The sequence below is a fragment of the Micromonospora sp. NBC_00860 genome (assembly GCF_045207375.1).
Classification (GTDB): domain Bacteria; phylum Actinomycetota; class Actinomycetes; order Mycobacteriales; family Micromonosporaceae; genus Micromonospora; species Micromonospora vinacea.
Map to the genome: position 1 here is coordinate 4,243,518 of NZ_CP108825.1, position 16,612 is coordinate 4,260,129.

At 73.0% G+C, this 16,612-nt stretch carries 14 protein-coding genes; 9 read left to right on the forward strand and 5 right to left on the reverse strand.

Annotated features, from left to right (window positions below; all coding sequences use genetic code 11):
• Positions 1-22: 22 nt before the first annotated feature.
• The gene (locus OH804_RS19420) at positions 23-601 is read right to left on the reverse strand and encodes a Clp protease N-terminal domain-containing protein (protein ID WP_406058640.1); all 579 of its coding nucleotides are present in this window, start codon (positions 599-601) and stop codon (positions 23-25) included.
• The gene (locus OH804_RS19425) at positions 601-837 is read right to left on the reverse strand and encodes an HTH domain-containing protein (RefSeq protein WP_030336062.1); all 237 of its coding nucleotides are present in this window, start codon (positions 835-837) and stop codon (positions 601-603) included. The genes OH804_RS19420 and OH804_RS19425 overlap by 1 nt, the downstream gene beginning before the upstream one ends.
• A gap of 144 nt (positions 838-981) precedes the next feature.
• On the opposite strand from OH804_RS19425, the gene OH804_RS19430 reads away from it, so the two are divergent.
• The 6 genes from OH804_RS19430 (at position 982) to OH804_RS19455 (ending at position 8,304) form a co-directional block, all read left to right on the forward strand.
• Positions 982-1,521: a PadR family transcriptional regulator gene (locus OH804_RS19430; RefSeq protein WP_406058642.1), complete on the forward strand. Its 540-nt coding sequence runs from the start codon at positions 982-984 to the stop codon at positions 1,519-1,521.
• A 35-nt stretch (positions 1,522-1,556) separates the two neighbouring features.
• Positions 1,557-2,246 carry an ABC transporter ATP-binding protein gene (locus OH804_RS19435; protein ID WP_406058644.1) on the forward strand — a complete coding sequence of 230 codons (690 nt, stop codon included), beginning with the start codon at positions 1,557-1,559 and terminating at the stop codon, positions 2,244-2,246.
• A 1-nt stretch (position 2,247) separates the two neighbouring features.
• Positions 2,248-4,011, forward strand: coding sequence for an FtsX-like permease family protein (locus tag OH804_RS19440; protein ID WP_406058646.1), 1,764 nt, complete (start codon positions 2,248-2,250; stop codon positions 4,009-4,011).
• 102 nt (positions 4,012-4,113) lie between these two features.
• On the forward strand, positions 4,114-4,974 hold the full coding sequence (locus OH804_RS19445; RefSeq protein WP_406058648.1) for a universal stress protein: 861 nt from the start codon (positions 4,114-4,116) through the stop codon (positions 4,972-4,974).
• A 67-nt stretch (positions 4,975-5,041) separates the two neighbouring features.
• Positions 5,042-7,435 carry a phosphoketolase gene (locus tag OH804_RS19450; protein WP_406066592.1) on the forward strand — a complete coding sequence of 798 codons (2,394 nt, stop codon included), beginning with the start codon at positions 5,042-5,044 and terminating at the stop codon, positions 7,433-7,435.
• 11 nt (positions 7,436-7,446) lie between these two features.
• Positions 7,447-8,304, forward strand: coding sequence for a universal stress protein (locus OH804_RS19455; protein WP_406058650.1), 858 nt, complete (start codon positions 7,447-7,449; stop codon positions 8,302-8,304).
• Positions 8,305-8,353: 49 nt separating this feature from the next.
• Here OH804_RS19455 and OH804_RS19460 read toward each other — a convergent pair whose 3' ends face one another.
• Complete coding sequence (locus OH804_RS19460; RefSeq protein ID WP_406058652.1) at positions 8,354-10,699, reverse strand: heavy metal translocating P-type ATPase; 2,346 nt, start codon at positions 10,697-10,699, stop codon at positions 8,354-8,356.
• A gap of 230 nt (positions 10,700-10,929) precedes the next feature.
• Between OH804_RS19460 and OH804_RS19465 the strand changes: the two genes are divergently transcribed.
• Positions 10,930-11,913 carry an Acg family FMN-binding oxidoreductase gene (locus OH804_RS19465; protein ID WP_406058654.1) on the forward strand — a complete coding sequence of 328 codons (984 nt, stop codon included), beginning with the start codon at positions 10,930-10,932 and terminating at the stop codon, positions 11,911-11,913.
• A 97-nt stretch (positions 11,914-12,010) separates the two neighbouring features.
• Complete coding sequence (locus OH804_RS19470; protein ID WP_406066594.1) at positions 12,011-13,684, forward strand: GAF domain-containing protein; 1,674 nt, start codon at positions 12,011-12,013, stop codon at positions 13,682-13,684.
• A gap of 15 nt (positions 13,685-13,699) precedes the next feature.
• Here OH804_RS19470 and OH804_RS19475 read toward each other — a convergent pair whose 3' ends face one another.
• Positions 13,700-14,338 carry a response regulator transcription factor gene (locus OH804_RS19475; RefSeq protein WP_196921800.1) on the reverse strand — a complete coding sequence of 213 codons (639 nt, stop codon included), beginning with the start codon at positions 14,336-14,338 and terminating at the stop codon, positions 13,700-13,702.
• 194 nt (positions 14,339-14,532) lie between these two features.
• Between OH804_RS19475 and OH804_RS19480 the strand changes: the two genes are divergently transcribed.
• The gene (locus tag OH804_RS19480) at positions 14,533-15,507 is read left to right on the forward strand and encodes an Acg family FMN-binding oxidoreductase (protein ID WP_406058657.1); all 975 of its coding nucleotides are present in this window, start codon (positions 14,533-14,535) and stop codon (positions 15,505-15,507) included.
• Positions 15,508-15,519: 12 nt separating this feature from the next.
• Here the strand turns inward: OH804_RS19480 and OH804_RS19485 are convergent, their stop codons facing one another.
• Complete coding sequence (locus OH804_RS19485) at positions 15,520-16,512, reverse strand: NAD-dependent epimerase/dehydratase family protein (protein WP_406058659.1); 993 nt, start codon at positions 16,510-16,512, stop codon at positions 15,520-15,522.
• Positions 16,513-16,612: the final 100 nt, after the last annotated feature.

A 16,612-nucleotide genomic window follows, 5' to 3' on the forward strand; every position in this document is an offset into this window, starting at 1 on the left:
GGTTTCAACCCGGCCCGGCCCGTCAGGCCGCGGCCCGCAGTGCCAGCTCCACCCGCCGGCGCAGATCGTCGAGGTCGACTCCGGACTCGGTGAGCACCAAAGCCCCCAGCCCGTTGCCCTCCCGGAGCACCCCGAGCAGGATGTGCTCGGTGCCGATGTGGCGGTGGCGCAGCCGGATGGCCTCGCGCAGGGACAGCTCCAGCGCCTTCTTCGAGCGGGGCGAGAACGGGCCTCCGAGGTAGCGCTTACGCCCCCAGCGGCGGCGCGGTGCCGGCACCGCCTCCCGTAGCGCGTCCGGGCCGAAGGACTGCTCGATGCGGGCCACGATCGCAGCGAGGTCGATGCCGATCTCCCGCAGCGCCGCCGCGTCCGCGTCGCCGAGGCCGACGCCGCCGCTGGCGGTGTGCCGTCGGACGCGTTCGCGCAGGTCGTCGGCGCGAACGCCGGCATCGGCGAGCACCCGACTGGCCAGCCCGGCGTCGTCGGCGAGCAGGGCGAGCAGCAGGTGCTCGGTGCCGACCGGCCGCTGGCCCTCGACCCGCGCCTCCTCCAGTGCCCGTTTCACCACGTCGCGTGCCCGGTCGGTGAACCGTTCGAACATCACGCCTCCCAGGATGAGTTGACCGCCGGTCGCCCGGCGTGCTTCTTGTGCACGGCCTGCCGGCTGACCTCGAGCGTGTCGGCGATCTCCTGCCAGGACCAGCCCTGTCGTCGGGCGTTGTCCACCTGGACCACCTCGAGCCGCTCGAGTAGCCGGCGTAGCGCGCGGACGGCGCGCAGCCCGACCCGGGGGTCGGTGCTGCCGGCTGCCGCCGCGAGTTCTGTCGCCTGACTCATGCCGTCAACATACGTTGACAACTCCTCCCGTGTCAACCTCGGTTGACGAACGCTTGCCCGTTCCGCCCGCCGCACCCCACCTCAGACTTGACAGCTCTATAGATAGCCGTTATCCATTAACGATCTAGACGGAGGACATATCTGGTGCAGGACGTGGTGCTGGCCATGCTGGCCAAGGAGCCAGCGCACGGATACGAGCTGCGCAGCCGGCTGCGGGCCGCGCTAGGCCCGTTGGGCGAGACGATGAACGCCGGGCAGATCTACGTGACGCTGACCCGCCTGGGCAAGGCCGGGATGGTGACCTCACAGCGGGCTGAGGGCCTGCCAGACCGGCCCGAACGCCGGGTGTACGCGCTCACCCCGGAGGGGCAGCAGCGAGTCGCCACCTGGCTGGCCGAAGTGAACTGGCCGAAGCCGGACCTCGCGGAGTTTCACCTCAAGTTGGTGGCTGCCGCGACAGCCCGGCTGGCCGATCCGGTGGCCCTGGTCGACGCGCAGCGGCGTGAGGTGCTGCGCCGGCTGCGCGACGCCCAACGGGCCGCGTTGGAGCGGTCGGTGGATCCGGTCGCCGGGCTGCTGTTGGAGGGGGTCGTGCTGCGGCTGCGGGCCGACCTGGAATGGCTGGAGGCGTGTGAACGCCTGTGGGTTGAACTTGATCCGACCGGACGGAAGGCGGGCGCGTGACCGGGTCGACGGTATTGCAGGCGCATGGCCTCAGCATGCTTTACGGCGACAGGCACGCGCTGGTCCGCGCGGTCGACGAGGTCGATCTGAACGTGCCGGCCGGGCAGTCGCTGGCGGTGATGGGGCCCAGCGGCTGCGGCAAGTCCACCCTGCTGTACCTGCTCGGCGGGCTGCAGCGCCCGACCGACGGCCAGGTCTGGCTGGCCGACCGTCGGATCGACACGATGAGCGAACGGGCGCTGGCCCGGCTGCGGCGTGACAGCCTCGGGTTCGTCTTCCAGTCGTTCCACCTCATGGACGAGCTCACCGCGGTGGAGAATGTGGAGCTGGCCGCACTGCTGGCCGGCCAGTCACCGGGGCGGGCCCGCAAGCGGGCGATGTACCTGCTGGACCGGGTGGGGCTTGCCGACCGCGCCACGCACCTGCCCGCGGCGCTGTCCGGTGGGCAGCGCCAGCGGGTCGCCATCGCCCGCGCGTTGAGCAACGAGCCACTGGTCGTGCTGGCCGACGAACCCACCGGCAACCTGGACAGCTCCGCCACCCTTGACGTGCTGCGGCTGTTCGAAGAGCTGCGCACCGCAGGACAGACCCTCGTGGTGGTTACCCATGACCCCCGCATCGCCGCGGTAGCCGACCGGGTGATCGCCATGCGTGACGGCGCGTTCGTCGACGACAGCCAACTTGCCGGCACCGCCAGTGGCACCCTCTACGACGGGCGGCGCTGACATGGCCGGCCGCCTCCTGCTCGTCTGCCGGCTGCTGATGCGGGACCTGCGCCGCCGCCGAACCGAAACCATCCTGCTGCTGACCGCAATCACCGCCGCCACCGCCACACTGACCATCGGCCTCACCCTCAACGAGATCGCCGACCGGCCGTACCAGCAGACCCGGACCGCCACCGCCGGCCCGGATGTGATCGTGACACCCCGGGCCACCGGCCAGGCCGCATTGGACGAGCTCGCATCGCTGACCACCGGGGCCGGCGTCACCGATCACAGTGGCCCCTTCCCGATCGCCTACCTAACGATGACGGCCCATGGGAAGTCCGCGCACACCGTCGTAGCGGGCCGGGACACCACACCCGCATCGATCGACCGGCCCGCCGTGACCGACGGCACCTGGGTACGCCGCGGCTGCGTGGTCGTCGAGCGCGCCTTCGCCGACGCCCTCGGCATCCGCATCGGCGACACGGTCAACATCGGCGGCCATCGGCTGCGCGTGATCGGCACCGCGGTCACCGCCGCGAGAGCGACGTACCCCTACGCCGGGTGGCACTACCCCGGCAGCGTCCTGGTCGAGCGCGGCGGCCTGGTCTGGGTCGACCACAGCGACATCGCCACGCTCGCGGGCAGCCAGCCGCTGTCGTACACCCTCAACCTCAAACTCGCCGACCCGGCGTCCAGCAGCGCGTACCCCATCGGTGACCAACTCACCACCTGGCAGGCGATCAGCTACCTCAACGGTCGGCTGTACAGCGACGCGCAGATCGCCCTGCTCGTCGGCAGCTGGCTACTCAACGGCCTTGCGCTGGCCGGCGTCGCCGGCATCGTCGCGGGTCGGATCATCGGCCAGCGTCGCCGGGTGGGGCTGCTCAAGGCCGTCGGCGCCGGACCGGCCATGATCGCCGCCGTCCACCTCGCCGAGTACCTCGCGATCGGGCTTGCCGCCGCCGCCACGGGCCTGGTCGCGGGCTGGCTCGCCGCACCCGCGCTGATCCGCCCCAGCGCCGGACTCATCGGCTCCGTCAACGCCCAGCCACCTGCGCTGCGCATGGTGTTCGCCGTCACGGTCCTTGCCCTCGCGATCGCTGTGGCGGCGACTCTGGTGCCGGTGTTGCGCGCCGCCGCCACCAGCACCGTTCACGCGCTGGCCGACGCCGCAACGCCACCGCGGCGCCGGCGGTGGCGCATCTGGCTGTCGCGGCGGCTGCCCACCGCCCTACTGATCGGGGTGCGTATCAACGCGCGCCGACCGCGCCGCGCCCGGCTGGTCACCGTGAACACCCTGATCACCACGACCACTCTCGTCGGCATTCTCATGGTCAACACCCAGGCGGTGCGCTTCGACCTCGGCTACACCGAACTCGCCAATCCCCGGGTGGAACGGGGCGAGCAGGCCACGCTCGTGCTCACCGTCGTGCTGTGCATTCTTGCGCTCATCAACGCCGTCGTGAGCGCCTGGACCGCAGTCCTCGACGCCCGGCAACCACTGGCTGTCGCGCGGACGCTCGGTGCGACGCCCGCGCAGGCCGGCCTGGGCCTGGCGGTGGCGCAACTGCTTCCAGCCATACCGGGCGTCGCCGTGGGGATCCCGGCCGGCGTCGGGCTTGTTACGTTCGTCAGCACCGGCGAGGTCCAGTACCCGCCCGATTCCTCGCTGCTCGCCACCGCGCTCGGAGTCCTGCTCGCCATCGCCGCGCTCACCGCCATCCCCGCGATGATTGCCACCCGGCGTCCGGTCGTGGACACACTCAGATCCGCACCGACCTGACCGCCGAGCCATCCGATCCCGCCCGCCGCGGTGCCCATCCGACTACCCTCGGTCAGGGACAGCTTGGTCGTGCCGGGCGCGACGCCCGGGAGGTGATATCGGATGGCCGCACCCGCCGACGCAGCGGTGCTGGTCGGCCTCGGGTCGGAACTCGACCTTCCGGTCGTCGAACAGGCCGCGCAGGAGGCCGCCGGACACGGCCGGCCACTGCACCTGCTGCACACCTTCGACTGGCGTGCGGCCTTCGCCGCGGACACCGTCGCCGCACCCCGCGACCAGGCCGAACACCTGATCACCCGCGCCGCCCAACTGGCCCACCAGACCGAGCCGGGGCTGACCGTACGCGGCGAGATCGTCGAGAGCTCGATGCTGCCCACCCTCATCCGCCGCTCGGAGGTCGCCTTCCTGCTGGCCGTCGGCGACAGCGGCATGGCGGGCAGCGGCCAGTGCGTACCGGCCGAGACGACAGCCGTGCAGTTGGCCGCACGCGCCGGCTGCCCCCTGCTGGTGGTTCGGCGTGAGCCGCCGCCACAGGGCCCGGTGCTGGTGGGCGTGGACGGCTCCCCCAGCTCACACCTCGCCCTCCAGTGGGCCGTGGAGTGCGCGGCCCGCCGGGGCGCCCGACTGCTGGCGCTGCGGGTGGTGGAGTACGACGAGGACACCGACGCGGTCGCCGAACAGCTCAGCGAAGCACTTGCCCGGCACACCGGCCGCGACAACACAGTGCCGACCGAGTGTCGCGTGGTACGCGGTGACCCCGCCGAGGTGCTGATCGACACGTCCCGCAACGCGCAGGTGGCGCTGGTCGCCGCCCGCGGCGACGAACCGGGCCGGGCCATGCTGGGTGCTGTCGCCCAGTCCCTGCTCTACCACTCGCCGGCCCCGGTGGTCGTCGTCCGCGGCCTGGCCGAGGCGCCGCTGACCGGGCCTGACGCCCGCCCGGAGCGGGACCAACGGCCCTGAACCCAGGGCGTCCGCAGCGGCCAGGCTGAACGCCGGGCGCCCCACTCCTACCGCGAGAGGCAGCATGATGGAGACCGCTCTCGACGTGCACCGCGCCCTCACCGACGACGAGCTGCGCCGGTTGGACGCCTACTGGCGCGCCGCGAACTACCTCACCGTCGGGCAGATCTACCTGCTGGACAATCCGCTGCTGCGGGAGCCGCTGACCCCCGACGACATCAAACCCCGACTGCTCGGGCACTGGGGCACCAGCCCCGGCCTCAACCTGATCTACGCCCACCTCAACCGGGTGATCGTGGCGCGCGACCTCGACGCCATGCTGGTCACCGGCCCCGGCCACGGCGGCCCGGCCATCGTGGCCAACACCTGGCTGGAGGGCACCTGGTCGGAGCGCTACCACGACGTGGCGCGCGACGAGGCCGGGATGGCCCGACTGTTCCGCCAGTTCTCCTTCCCGGGCGGCATCCCCAGCCATGTCGCGGCGGATGTTCCGGGTTCGATCCACGAGGGCGGCGAGCTGGGGTACGCCCTGAGCCACGCCTACGGCGCCGCGTTCGACCACCCGGACCTGCTGGTGACCTGCGTGATCGGCGACGGCGAGGCGGAGACCGGGCCACTGGCCGGGAGTTGGCTCTCCGACGTGTTCCTCAACCCGGCGCGCGACGGCGCCGTGTTGCCCATCCTGCACCTCAACGGTTACAAGATCGCCAACCCGACCGTGCTGTCCCGGATCCCGGAGACCGACCTGCTCGACCTCATGCGCGGATCGGGTTACCAGCCGTACGTGGTGGCCGGCGACGATCCCGCCCAGGTGCATCGGACCCTCGCCGCGACGCTGGACCGGGCGCTGGACGAGATCGCCGAGATCCAGCGGCGGGCCCGCTCCGGGGGTGTCGTCGAACGTCCCCGCTGGCCGATGATCATTCTGCGGACGCCGAAGGGTTGGACCGGCCCACGTGAGGTCGACGGCACCCAGGTGGAGGGCACCTACCGCGCCCACCAGGTGCCGCTGTCGGGTGTCCGCGACAACCCGGCGCACCTGGCCGAGCTGGAGCACTGGCTGCGCAGCTACCGGCCGGAGGAGCTGTTCGACGCCACCGGCGCGCCGGTGGACGAGCTGCTGACGCTGCCGCCGAGCGGCGACCGGCGGATGAGCGCCAACCCGGTCACCAACGGCGGCGTGGTGCTACGCGACCTGACCCTGCCGGACTTCCGCCACTACGGTGTGGAGGTTCCCGAACCGGGTACCCCGATCGCCGGCGCGACAGGGGTGCTCGGCCCGTGGATCCGCGACGTGATCAGCGCCAACCCGGAGACGTTCCGGCTGTTCGGCCCGGACGAGGTCGCGTCGAACCGGCTGGGTGCCGCCTTCGAGGTGACCGACCGGGCCTGGGTTGCCGCCACCGTGCCCGGCGACGACCACCTCTCCCCCGACGGGCGGGTCATGGAGGTGCTCTCCGAGCACCTGTGCCAGGGCTGGCTGGAGGGCTACCTGCTGACCGGCCGGCATGGCGTGTTCACCAGCTACGAGGCGTTCATCCACATCGTCGACTCGATGCTCAACCAGCACGCCAAGTGGCTGAAGGTGACCCGGGCCATCCCCTGGCGGCAGCCCATCGCCTCGCTGAACTACCTGCTGTCCAGCCACGTCTGGCGGCAGGACCACAACGGCTTCTCCCACCAGGACCCGGGCTTCATCGACCACGTCGTCAACAAGAAGGCCGAGGTGGTGCGGGTCTACCTGCCGCCGGACGCCAACACGCTGCTCGCCACGATGGACCACTGCCTGCGCAGCCGGCACTACATCAACGTGGTGGTGGCCGGTAAGCAGGCCGCCCCGAACTGGCTGACGATGACCGAGGCGATCCAGCACACCCGGCGTGGCCTGGGCATCTGGGAGTGGGCCAGCAACGACGGCGGCACCGAGCCGGACGTGGTGCTCGCCTGCTGCGGAGACGTGCCCACCCTGGAGACGTTGGCGGCCGTCGAGCTGTTGCGGCAGAACCTGCCGGCGTTGAAGGTGCGCCTGGTCAACGTGGTCGACCTGATGCGACTCCAGCCGGACACCGACCACCCACACGGCCTGACCGACAACGAGTTCGACACCATCTTCACCCAGGACCGGCCGATCATCTTCGCGTACCACGGTTATCCGTGGCTGATCCACCGACTCACCTACCGCCGCAGTAACCACGACAACCTGCACGTGCGCGGTTACAAGGAGGAGGGCACCACCACCACCCCGTTCGACATGGTGATGCTCAACGACCTGGACCGCTTCCACCTGGTCATCGACGTCATCGACCGGGTGCCCGGGCTGGCCGCCAGCGCCGCGCACCTGCGCCAACGGATGGTCGACGCCCGGCAGGCGGCCCGCGACTACACCCGCCAGTACGGCGAGGACGATCCCCAGGTCGCCGAATGGCGCTGGGTCCGCGAAACCGACCCGACCACCCCCTGAAGGAGGACGACGTGCGCGACGCGGAGATCCTGGTCGGCTACGACGGCTCCACCGACGCCTCGCTGGCCCTGGGCTGGGCCGTGGAGGAGGCCCGGCACAGCGGCCAGCCGGTGCGCCTGGCGTACGTCTTCGAATGGTTGACAGTGGCCAGCTGGGTCGGCCCGGGGGTGGCCCCCGGCGTGTGGCCCGACGACACCGCCCGTCGGCAGGTCGAGGACCTGGTCCGCAGGGCCGCGGCGGATGCCACCGCGGCGAACCCCGGCCTGGAGATCACCGGCGAGGTGTACGACGGGCCACCTGCGCTGGTGTTGCAGGAACGCTCGGCCGAGGCCGGGATGCTGGTGCTCGGCAGCCGGGGCCACGGCGGATTCGGCGGCCTGCTGGCCGGGTCGACGGCGGTGTCGGTAGCCGCGCACGCCCACTGCCCGGTCGTGGTGGTCCGGGACGGGGCCGGCAGCGCCGTTACCGACCCGTCGAGCGGACCGGTGGCGGTCGGGGTGGACGGCTCCGAACCGTCGCTGGTGGCGCTCGGCTTCGCGGCCGAACGGGCGGCGCAGCGGCAGCTGCCGCTGCGCGTCCTGCACGCCTGGACAGCGGGCCCCGGCGGGGCGGCCGGGGTGCCCGACGAGCGGGCCGCAGTGGAGCAGGCGCTGGAGCCGTGGCGGCGGACGTTCCCCGAGCTGGCGGTGACCGTCGACCTGGTGTCGACCAGCCCGGCGGCGATGCTGATCGAGGCGAGTCGGGGCGCGCGGTTGATCGTGGTCGGCAGTCGGGGACGGGGCGGGCTGGCCGGCATGCTGCTCGGCTCGGTCAGCCAACAACTCATCCAGCACGCCGCCTGCCCGGTCGCCGTGGTCCGCGAACGCTGACATCAGCCGGGCGGGGCCGCACCCGCGGGCACGGCGGCCCGGCCCGGGGTCACCGCCGCGCGGTCGTCGGGTCGGACGGGTCGAGGGAGAAGAACTCCTCCTCTTCCTGAGCCAGGTGCAGACGCAGCACCGCGTCCAACCCGTAGAGGGTGGCCAGCAGGTCGGGAACCTGGTCGGGGCGCAGCCGACCGTCGGCGGTCTGGGCGAGTTGGGCGCCGAGCAGGTCCACCTGGCGGCGGATCTCCACGTGTGCCCGGCTCATCGTCGACGTCGCCTCCCCGCTGCCCAGCGGGGAGGCCAGCGCGGGGTAGAGCTGTCGCTCCTCGGCAGCCTCGTGCGGCAGCACGTGTTCGGTCAACCGCCGGTGCGTCTCGCGTACCGCCGGCAGGCACCTCGGCGACGCCGGGTCGGTGGCGACCAGGTCGGCCGTGTCCCGCAACCCGGCCAGCACGTCGCGTACCACCTGGTGTTCCCCCGCGTAGTGGGCGAGCAACTCCCGGGTACGCGGCGGGACGTCGCGCCGGCGCAGCCCACCCCCCAGTGCCCGCAGCGCGTTGAGGATCACCAGCACGTCGATGCCCTCCTGCAGGAACGCGCCAGCGACCGGGGGCAGCCGTCCGACCGCCGCCACGAGCATCGCCAGCACAGCCAACCCCATCCCGACGGTGGCGCTCTGCACGGCGATCCGCCGGGCGTACCGGGCGATCTCCACCGCGTCGGCGAGCCGGTCCAGCCGGTCCACGGTGAGCACCGCGTCCGCCACGTCCGCTGAGGCGCTCGCGCCGGTCGCACCCATCGCGACGCCCACGTGCGCCTCAGCCAGCGCGGGAGCGTCGTTGACCCCGTCGCCGACCATCACCGTGACCGCCTGGTCGGCCTCCGCCCGGACCCGGGCCACCTTCTCCTGCGGCGCGCAGCGGGCAAGCACGTCGTCCACCCCGACCATCGCCGCGACCTGCGCGGCGGTGGTCGGTTGGTCGCCCGTGACCAGCACGATCCGCCGCAGCCCCGCCGCACGCAGCCGGCGTACAGTCCGGCGAGCGTCGGAGCGCACCGGATCCTCCAGCAGGATCGCGCCGAGCGGTCCACCCTCGTCGCTGACCCACACCGCGGACCAACCGGCCAGCTCGGTGCGGGCCCGCGCCCGATCTGCCCACTCGGGCAGCTTCCCGGTGACCTGACCGACCCGGACCACTCGGCCGTCGACCCGGCCGCTGACCCCCCGTCCCGGCTCCTCGGTGACGCCGGTCGGCTCGGTCAGTGTCAGCCCTCGATCGCGAGCCTGCCGGACCAGCGCGGCGGCCAGCACGTGCGGAGACAACTGCTCCACCGAGGCCGCGAGGCGCAACACCTCGTCACGATCACCACCCGGGGCGACGACCGTCTCGGCGGCGCGCGGGCGGCCGGCGGTCAGCGTGCCGGTCTTGTCCACCAGCAGTGTCCGAGCCCGGCCGAGCAGTTCCAGCGCTCCACCGTCGCGGACCAGGACCCCGCGCCGGGCCACCCGGGACAGGCCGGACACGATCGCGATCGGGGTGGCCAGCAGCAGCGGGCAGGGGGTGGCCACCACCAGCACCGCCACCGCCCGGACCACGTCGCCGGAGAGCAACCAGCCCAGCCCGGCCAGGACCAGCGTGAACGGCACGAACGCGGCGGCGTACCGGTCGGCCAGCCGCACCATCGGGGCCTTGCGGGCGGTCGCCTCCTGGGCCAGCCGGACGATCCCGGCGTACGTGCTCTGCGCCGCGTTCTTTGTCGCCCGCATGCCGAACCCCGCGCCGGCGTTGACCACACCACTGGCCACCGCCTCCCCGGCGGCCCGCTGGACCAGCCGCGACTCCCCGGTCACCACCGACTCGTCCAGCGTGGCCGCCTCCTCGACCGTCCCGTCGACCGGCACCACGTCCCCCGGGCCGACCAGCAACCGGTCCGCCACCGCCACCCGGTCAAGCGGCACCACCTCGATCGCGCCGCCAGGCCCACGCCGACGGGCGGTACGCGGAGCGCGCGCCAGCAACGCCCGCAGGTCGCGGGTCGCCCGGCGCTGGGCGTACGACTCCAACGACCGCCCGGTCGCCAGCATCACGGCGATGACCGCCCCGGCCAGGTACTCCCCGACGCCGAGCGCACCGGCCAGCGCCAGCACGGCGATCACGTCCACTCCGAAGTGCCGGCGCCACAACGAGCGCAGCATCGACCACGCCGCCGGCAGCAGCGCGGCCACCGTGACGGCCGCCCAGATCAGGTTGGCCGCATTCGGTCGGTCCGCGATCCGCAGCGCCACGCCGGCCAGCACCCCAAGGCCGAGCCCGAACAGCGGCGCCCACGCCCACCACCGCCGCACGCGTGCGCGGACCGGCTGCTCCGGTACGCACTCGCTCGGCTCGGCCCCCACCTGCGCATCGTCGCAGCCGGTGGGCGGCCAACGGCCGGACAATGGGCGTTTCGCCCGGTCGACGGAGGTCGTGACGGTGCCGGACCTGGTGCGGCGGGCGTAACGGCCCGGCGGGGTCGGGACCTGCGGCCCCTGCGCGCGCACCACTAGATGACCCAGGATGAGGCGGCAACCCCCGACGCGGCGACGCGGCGTACGGCACGATGAGCAGAGACGGAAAGGTCGTGACCATGAGTCAGGAAAGTCGACTGACCACCGCGCTGGCGGAGGCCGCCGCCACCGCCGGCCACGCTCCCTCGGTGCACAACACCCAGCCGTGGCGCTGGCGGGTGCTGCCCGACGCGTTGGAGTTGCGCTCGGTCGCCGACCGACAGCTCGCCGCCACCGACCCCGAGGGGCGACTGCTCGCGATCAGCTGCGGCACCGCCCTGCACCACGCCCGACTGGCGCTGGCCGCCGAGGGGTGGCGCGCCGTGGTGGAACGGCTGCCCGACCCCGCCGACAGCGAGCTGCTGGCCCGGCTGACCGACCTCAGCCACACCACTGCCGACCCGGCCGCCATGCGCCTGGTGCAGTGCATGCAGGTGCGACACACCGACCGGCGGCCGGTCAGCGACGAGCCGGTTCCGCCCACGGCGATCGAGGAGATCACCCGGGCGGTCAGCGCGGAAGGCTGCCGGTTGCAGATCCTCGACCGTGACCAGGTGCTGGAGCTGGCCGCGACCGCCGCGCACGCCGACACGGTCGAGGCCGAGGACCCGGAGCTGCGTACCGAGCTGGCGTACTGGACCAGCCGGGCCGGCTCGGGAACCGGCCTGCCGGCGGAGGTGCTGCCCGAGCAGCCCGCGCAGACCACAGTGCCGGGCCGCGACTTCGGCCGGCCCGGCAGCCTGCCGGTGGGCCCGGGCCACGACCGGATGGCGGTGTACGCGATGCTGCACGGCGACGAGGACGAACGGGACAGCTGGTTGCGCGCCGGCGAGGCGCTCTCCGCCGGTTGGCTGACCGCCACCCGCCTCGGCGTGTCAGTGGTGCCGCTCAGCGCGGTGGTGGAGGTGCCGGGCACCCGGCAGACCCTGCGGCAGCTGCTCTCCGGGATCGGCTTCCCGTACCTCGTGGTGCGTCTGGGCATCGCGGACCCGGCACACTCCGGTCCGCCGCACACGCCGCGGTTGACCACCGCGCAGGTGGTCGACACCTCCGCCGTCCGTTGACGGGTCTGGCGACGAGCGGCACCGGCGCTACCATCCCCCGGTGACCAGCAGCGCTCCGTCGCCCCGTCAGGAACCGTCCCCGACACCGTCGCTCGGGCTGAGCCCGCTGTCCCGGGTCCGTCTCGACGAACTGCTCCAGGAGATGCTGGTCCGGGTCGGCGAGGTGGTGACCAGCCGGGAGCGCCTGCGGGCCCTGCTCGACGCGGTGGTCGGCATCGGCACCAACCTGGACCTGCGCACCACCCTGCAACGCATCGTGCAGGCGGCCTGCGAGTTGGTCGGTGCCCGGTACGGCGCGCTCGGCGTGGTCGGCCCGGACCGGCTGCTGCACGACTTCATCGTCCACGGCATCACGCCCGAGCAGCATGAACAGATCGGCGACCTGCCGCACGGGCGGGGTGTGCTCGGCCTGCTCATCGACGAACCCCGGCCGCTGCGGATGCCCGACATCACCCAGCACCCCCGCTCCTACGGGTTCCCGGCCAACCACCCGCCCATGCACAGCTTCCTGGGCGTGCCGGTCCTCATCCGCGACCAGGTCTTCGGCAACCTCTACCTGGCGGAGAAGCAGGGCGGCGCGCAGTTCACCGAGGACGACGAGGAGATCGTCGTCGCGCTCGCCGCCGCCGCCGGCGTCGCCATCGAGAACGCCCGCCTGTACGCCCTGGCGCACCGGCGGGAACGCTGGCTCGCCGCCACCGCCGAAATCACCACGGTGCTACTCGGTGAGGTACGCCGTACCGACGCGTTGGCGTTGGTCGCCCGCCGAGCCCGCGAGGTCGCCGAGGCCGAGCTGGCGCTGGTGCTGCTCTACGACACCGACGCCGAGCAGTTCTCCGTGGAGGTGGTCAACGGCGCCGACGAGCAGGCCCACGCGCTCGTCGGTGCGGTTCTGCCCGCCGCCGACACCAGCTTCGGCGCGGCGGTCGCCGAGGGCCGGCACGACCAGGTGGACGACCTGGCGCACGCCGCGCCCTGGCCGGCGCTGCTGCACACCGGCCAAGCGATGATCTCGCCACTCACCACCGCCGAGACCCTGCACGGCGTGCTGATCGTGGCACATCGGCCGGAGCGCGGCGGTGGCGCCAGCGAGGAGGACCTGACGCTGCTGGGCAGCTTCGCCGGGCAGGCCGCGCTGGCGATGGAACGGGCGCGCGGCCAGGAGGAACGGGAACTGCTGGTGGTTCTCGAGGACCGCGAGCGGATCGCCCGCGACCTGCACGACGTGGTGATCCAGCGGCTCTTCGCCACCGGCCTGCAACTTCAGAGCGCCGCCCCGATGGCCCGCCCGGAGGTGGCCAAGCGGATCAACGCGGCCGTCGACGATCTGGACGCCACCATCCGCGACATCCGCCGGACCATCTTCGAGCTGCGTACGCCGATGTCCTCGGCGCTGCGCACCGAGATCCGTGAGGCGATCGAGGCCGCCGCCGAACCGCTGGGTTTCAGGCCGCACCTGGAGCTGACCGGGCCGGTGGACAGCGCCGTGCCGGACGCCATCCGCCCGGACCTCACCGCCGTGCTGCGCGAAGCCCTGTCGAACGTGGTCCGCCACGCGCGGAGCACCCGCGTCGACGTCGCCGTACGCGTCGACGCCGGCCAGGTCACGGTGACGGTCACCGACAACGGGGTGGGCTGTGACCCGGCCGCCGCCCGGGGTGGCCTGGTCAACCTGCGTGAACGCGCCAACCGCCTCGACGGCACCTTCACGATCACCGGGGTCGAGCCGCGCGGCACCGAGGTGCGTTGGGCCGTGCCGCTGCGCGACTGACTGCCGCGACCCCGGTCAGGGCGTCTTGCCGAGCAGACGCGTGGCCAGAACGGCGGCCTGTGTGCGGCGCTCCAGGCCCAGCTTGGCCAGCACGCTGGAGACGTAGTTCTTCACCGTCTTCTCCGCCAGGAACATCCGCCCGGCGATCTCCCGGTTGGTCAGCCCCTCGGCCACGTACTCCAGGATCCGCCGCTCCTGCTCGGTGAGCGACTTCAGCTCGCGCGGCTGTTCGACGCCGTTGCGGATGCGCTCCAGCACCCGGGTCGTGATCGCCGGATCGAGCAGTGACTGCCCGGCCGCGACGCGACGCACCGCGTCGACCAGGTCGGTGCCACGGATCTGCTTGAGCACGTACCCGGCGGCACCCGCCATGATCGCCGCGAACAGCGCCTCGTCGTCCTCGTACGAGGTGAGGATCAGTCCCTTGATGGACGAGTCGACGGCGCGGATGTCACGGCACACGTCGATGCCGTTGCCGTCGGGCAGCCGCGCGTCGAGGATCGCCACGTCGGGCCGCAACGCCGGGATGCGGCGGGCAGCCTCCTGCGCCGAGCCGGACTCGCCGACCACCTCGATGTCGCCGCTGCTCTGCAACAGGTCGGCCAGGCCACGGCGGACGACCTCATGGTCGTCGAGGAGGAACACACGGATCATTCCTCGTTTCTACAGGCTGCCGGTGGCCCACCGCACGGGCCGAAGGTCCCGACCGGCCCGCAGCGAGCGGGCGCTCGGACCCGGCTGGTCGGGACGTCCGGCCCTGCTCGGCGACCACCGAACGATGGACCGTGAACGTACGCCGGCCAGCGCGGCACCACCCGCCGCCGGCCCAGCCGGAGAGGAGCACCGCCATGGACATCGGCTACACCGCAGCCCAGCTACGGACCGCCGCCGTGGACGCGGTCCGGGCACCGTCGTTGCACAACACCCAACCGTGGCGGCTGCGGCTGCGCGACGGCGGCATCGAGGTGCTGGCCGACCCTTCCCGCCGGCTACCGGCGACCGACCCGAGCGGGTGGGGCGTCCGGATCGCCTGCGGCGCGGCGTTGTTCAACCTGCGGATCGCCCTGGCCGTGGCCGGCATCCCGGCCCGGGTACGGCTACGCCCCGACCCGGCCGAGCCGGACCTGCTGGCCCGGCTGGTACCGGACCTTCCGCGCCGACCCACCCCCACCGAGCAGAGCCTGTACGCGGCAATGCCACGCCGATTCAGCAACCGCCAGCCGTTCTGGCCGGACCCGGTGCCGGCCGACGCCCGGTGGCGCCTCGGCGAGGCGGCCCATGCCGAGCAGTGCTGGTTGGAGCTGCTGATCGGGGTGAGCGCGGTCTCCGCGTTCGGGGAGCTCGCCCGCAGCGCGCACCGGGTGCTGGAGCGCGACCCCGCGTACCGGGCCGAACGGGAACGGTGGCTGCGCCGGGAGCCGACCCCGGACGGCGTGCCCAGTTCGGCCGGAGGTCCGCAGGGCGAGCCGCAGGACGTCCTCCCCACCCGCGGCTATGGTGGGCGCGACCGCGCCCCGGGTCGGGACTTCGAGCCGGAACCCCTGGTGGGGGTGCTGGGCTCGGCGGGCAACACCGCCGTGGACCAGGTGATCGCCGGGCAGGCCCTGCAACGCCTGCTGCTCACCGCCACGGACGCCGGACTCAGCGTGTCGATGCTGTCCCAGCCGATCGAGGTGCCCGCGGCGCGGGAGCAACTGCGGCTGTCACTGGGACGGTTCGGCACACCTCAGATGGTGCTGCGGATCGGGTACGGCCAGCCGGGTCGGCCGACCCCGCGACGTGGCGTCGACGAGGTGGTGGACCTGCCGGTGGCGCAGACCTGAGCGGCCCAGGGCTCAGACGGCGAGCAGCGCCGCCTCCCGCTCGGGGTCAAGGCCCACCGGCTCCCGGGCCGGTCGACCGGCGCGCGGCGGCACCGACCCCACGGCGGTCAGCCAACGCCAGGTGTCGGCGACGGTGTCGGCCACCGGTCGGCAGGTCAACCCCGCGGCGTACGCCTTCTGCACGCCACGCTCCTGCAACCACCGGAACTCGTGACCGCGCGGTACCCAGATCGGCAGGTCGTTCCACGGGACCACGCCAGCGGCCAGGATCGGCTCCGGGTCGGTCCACCGCAGTCGGGCGTCGGAGCCGGTCACCGCGACGACCGAGTCCAGCAGCTCGCCCATGGTGGTGTGCCCCGGGTGGCTGATCACGTTGAACGCGCCGCCCGTTCCCTCGACGGCCCGGTCCAGCGTCCACCGGGCCAGGTCGCGCACGTCGACGTACTGCACGGGCAGGTCGGCCGGGCCCGGCGCGAGCACGTCACCGCCCCGGGACACCCGCCGCAGCCACCAGGGCAGGCGGCCGATGTCCTCCCCCGGCCCGAGGATCAGCCCGGCACGCACCAGCAACGCCCGCTCGCCGTAGACCTCCGTCGCGGCCAACTCCCCGCCCGCCTTCAACTGCGCGTAGTCCCCCTCGGTGGCGTCGGCGCGGGCCTCCACCGTGGACGCCTCCTCGCCGACGTTCGCCGGGACCGGCGGGGCGTAGACCGAGCCGCTGGAGACGTAGGCGTAGTGCGCGACCGCGCCGGCCAGCGTGCGGGCCGCGTCCCGTACCGCCCGTGGAGCGCCGTCCCAGGTGTCCACCACGACGTCCCACTCGCCTCCGGCCAGAGCCGCCAGGCCGTCCGGGGCGGTGCGATCACCACGCAACCGGTGTACGCCGGGCGGCACCATGCCGTGCAGCCCGCGGTTGAACACCGTCACCGACCAGCCACGGCGGACCGCCTCAGTGACCGTCGCCCCGCCCACGAAACCCGTACCGCCCAGCACCAGCAGTCTCATGCGCTCCACCCTGCCGGCCCGGGTCGGCGGAGGACACCCCTGTTCGCCGGCAGCGGATCTGCCCGTGGCAGAACCCCGAGGCGGTGCCGTCCAGCATGCA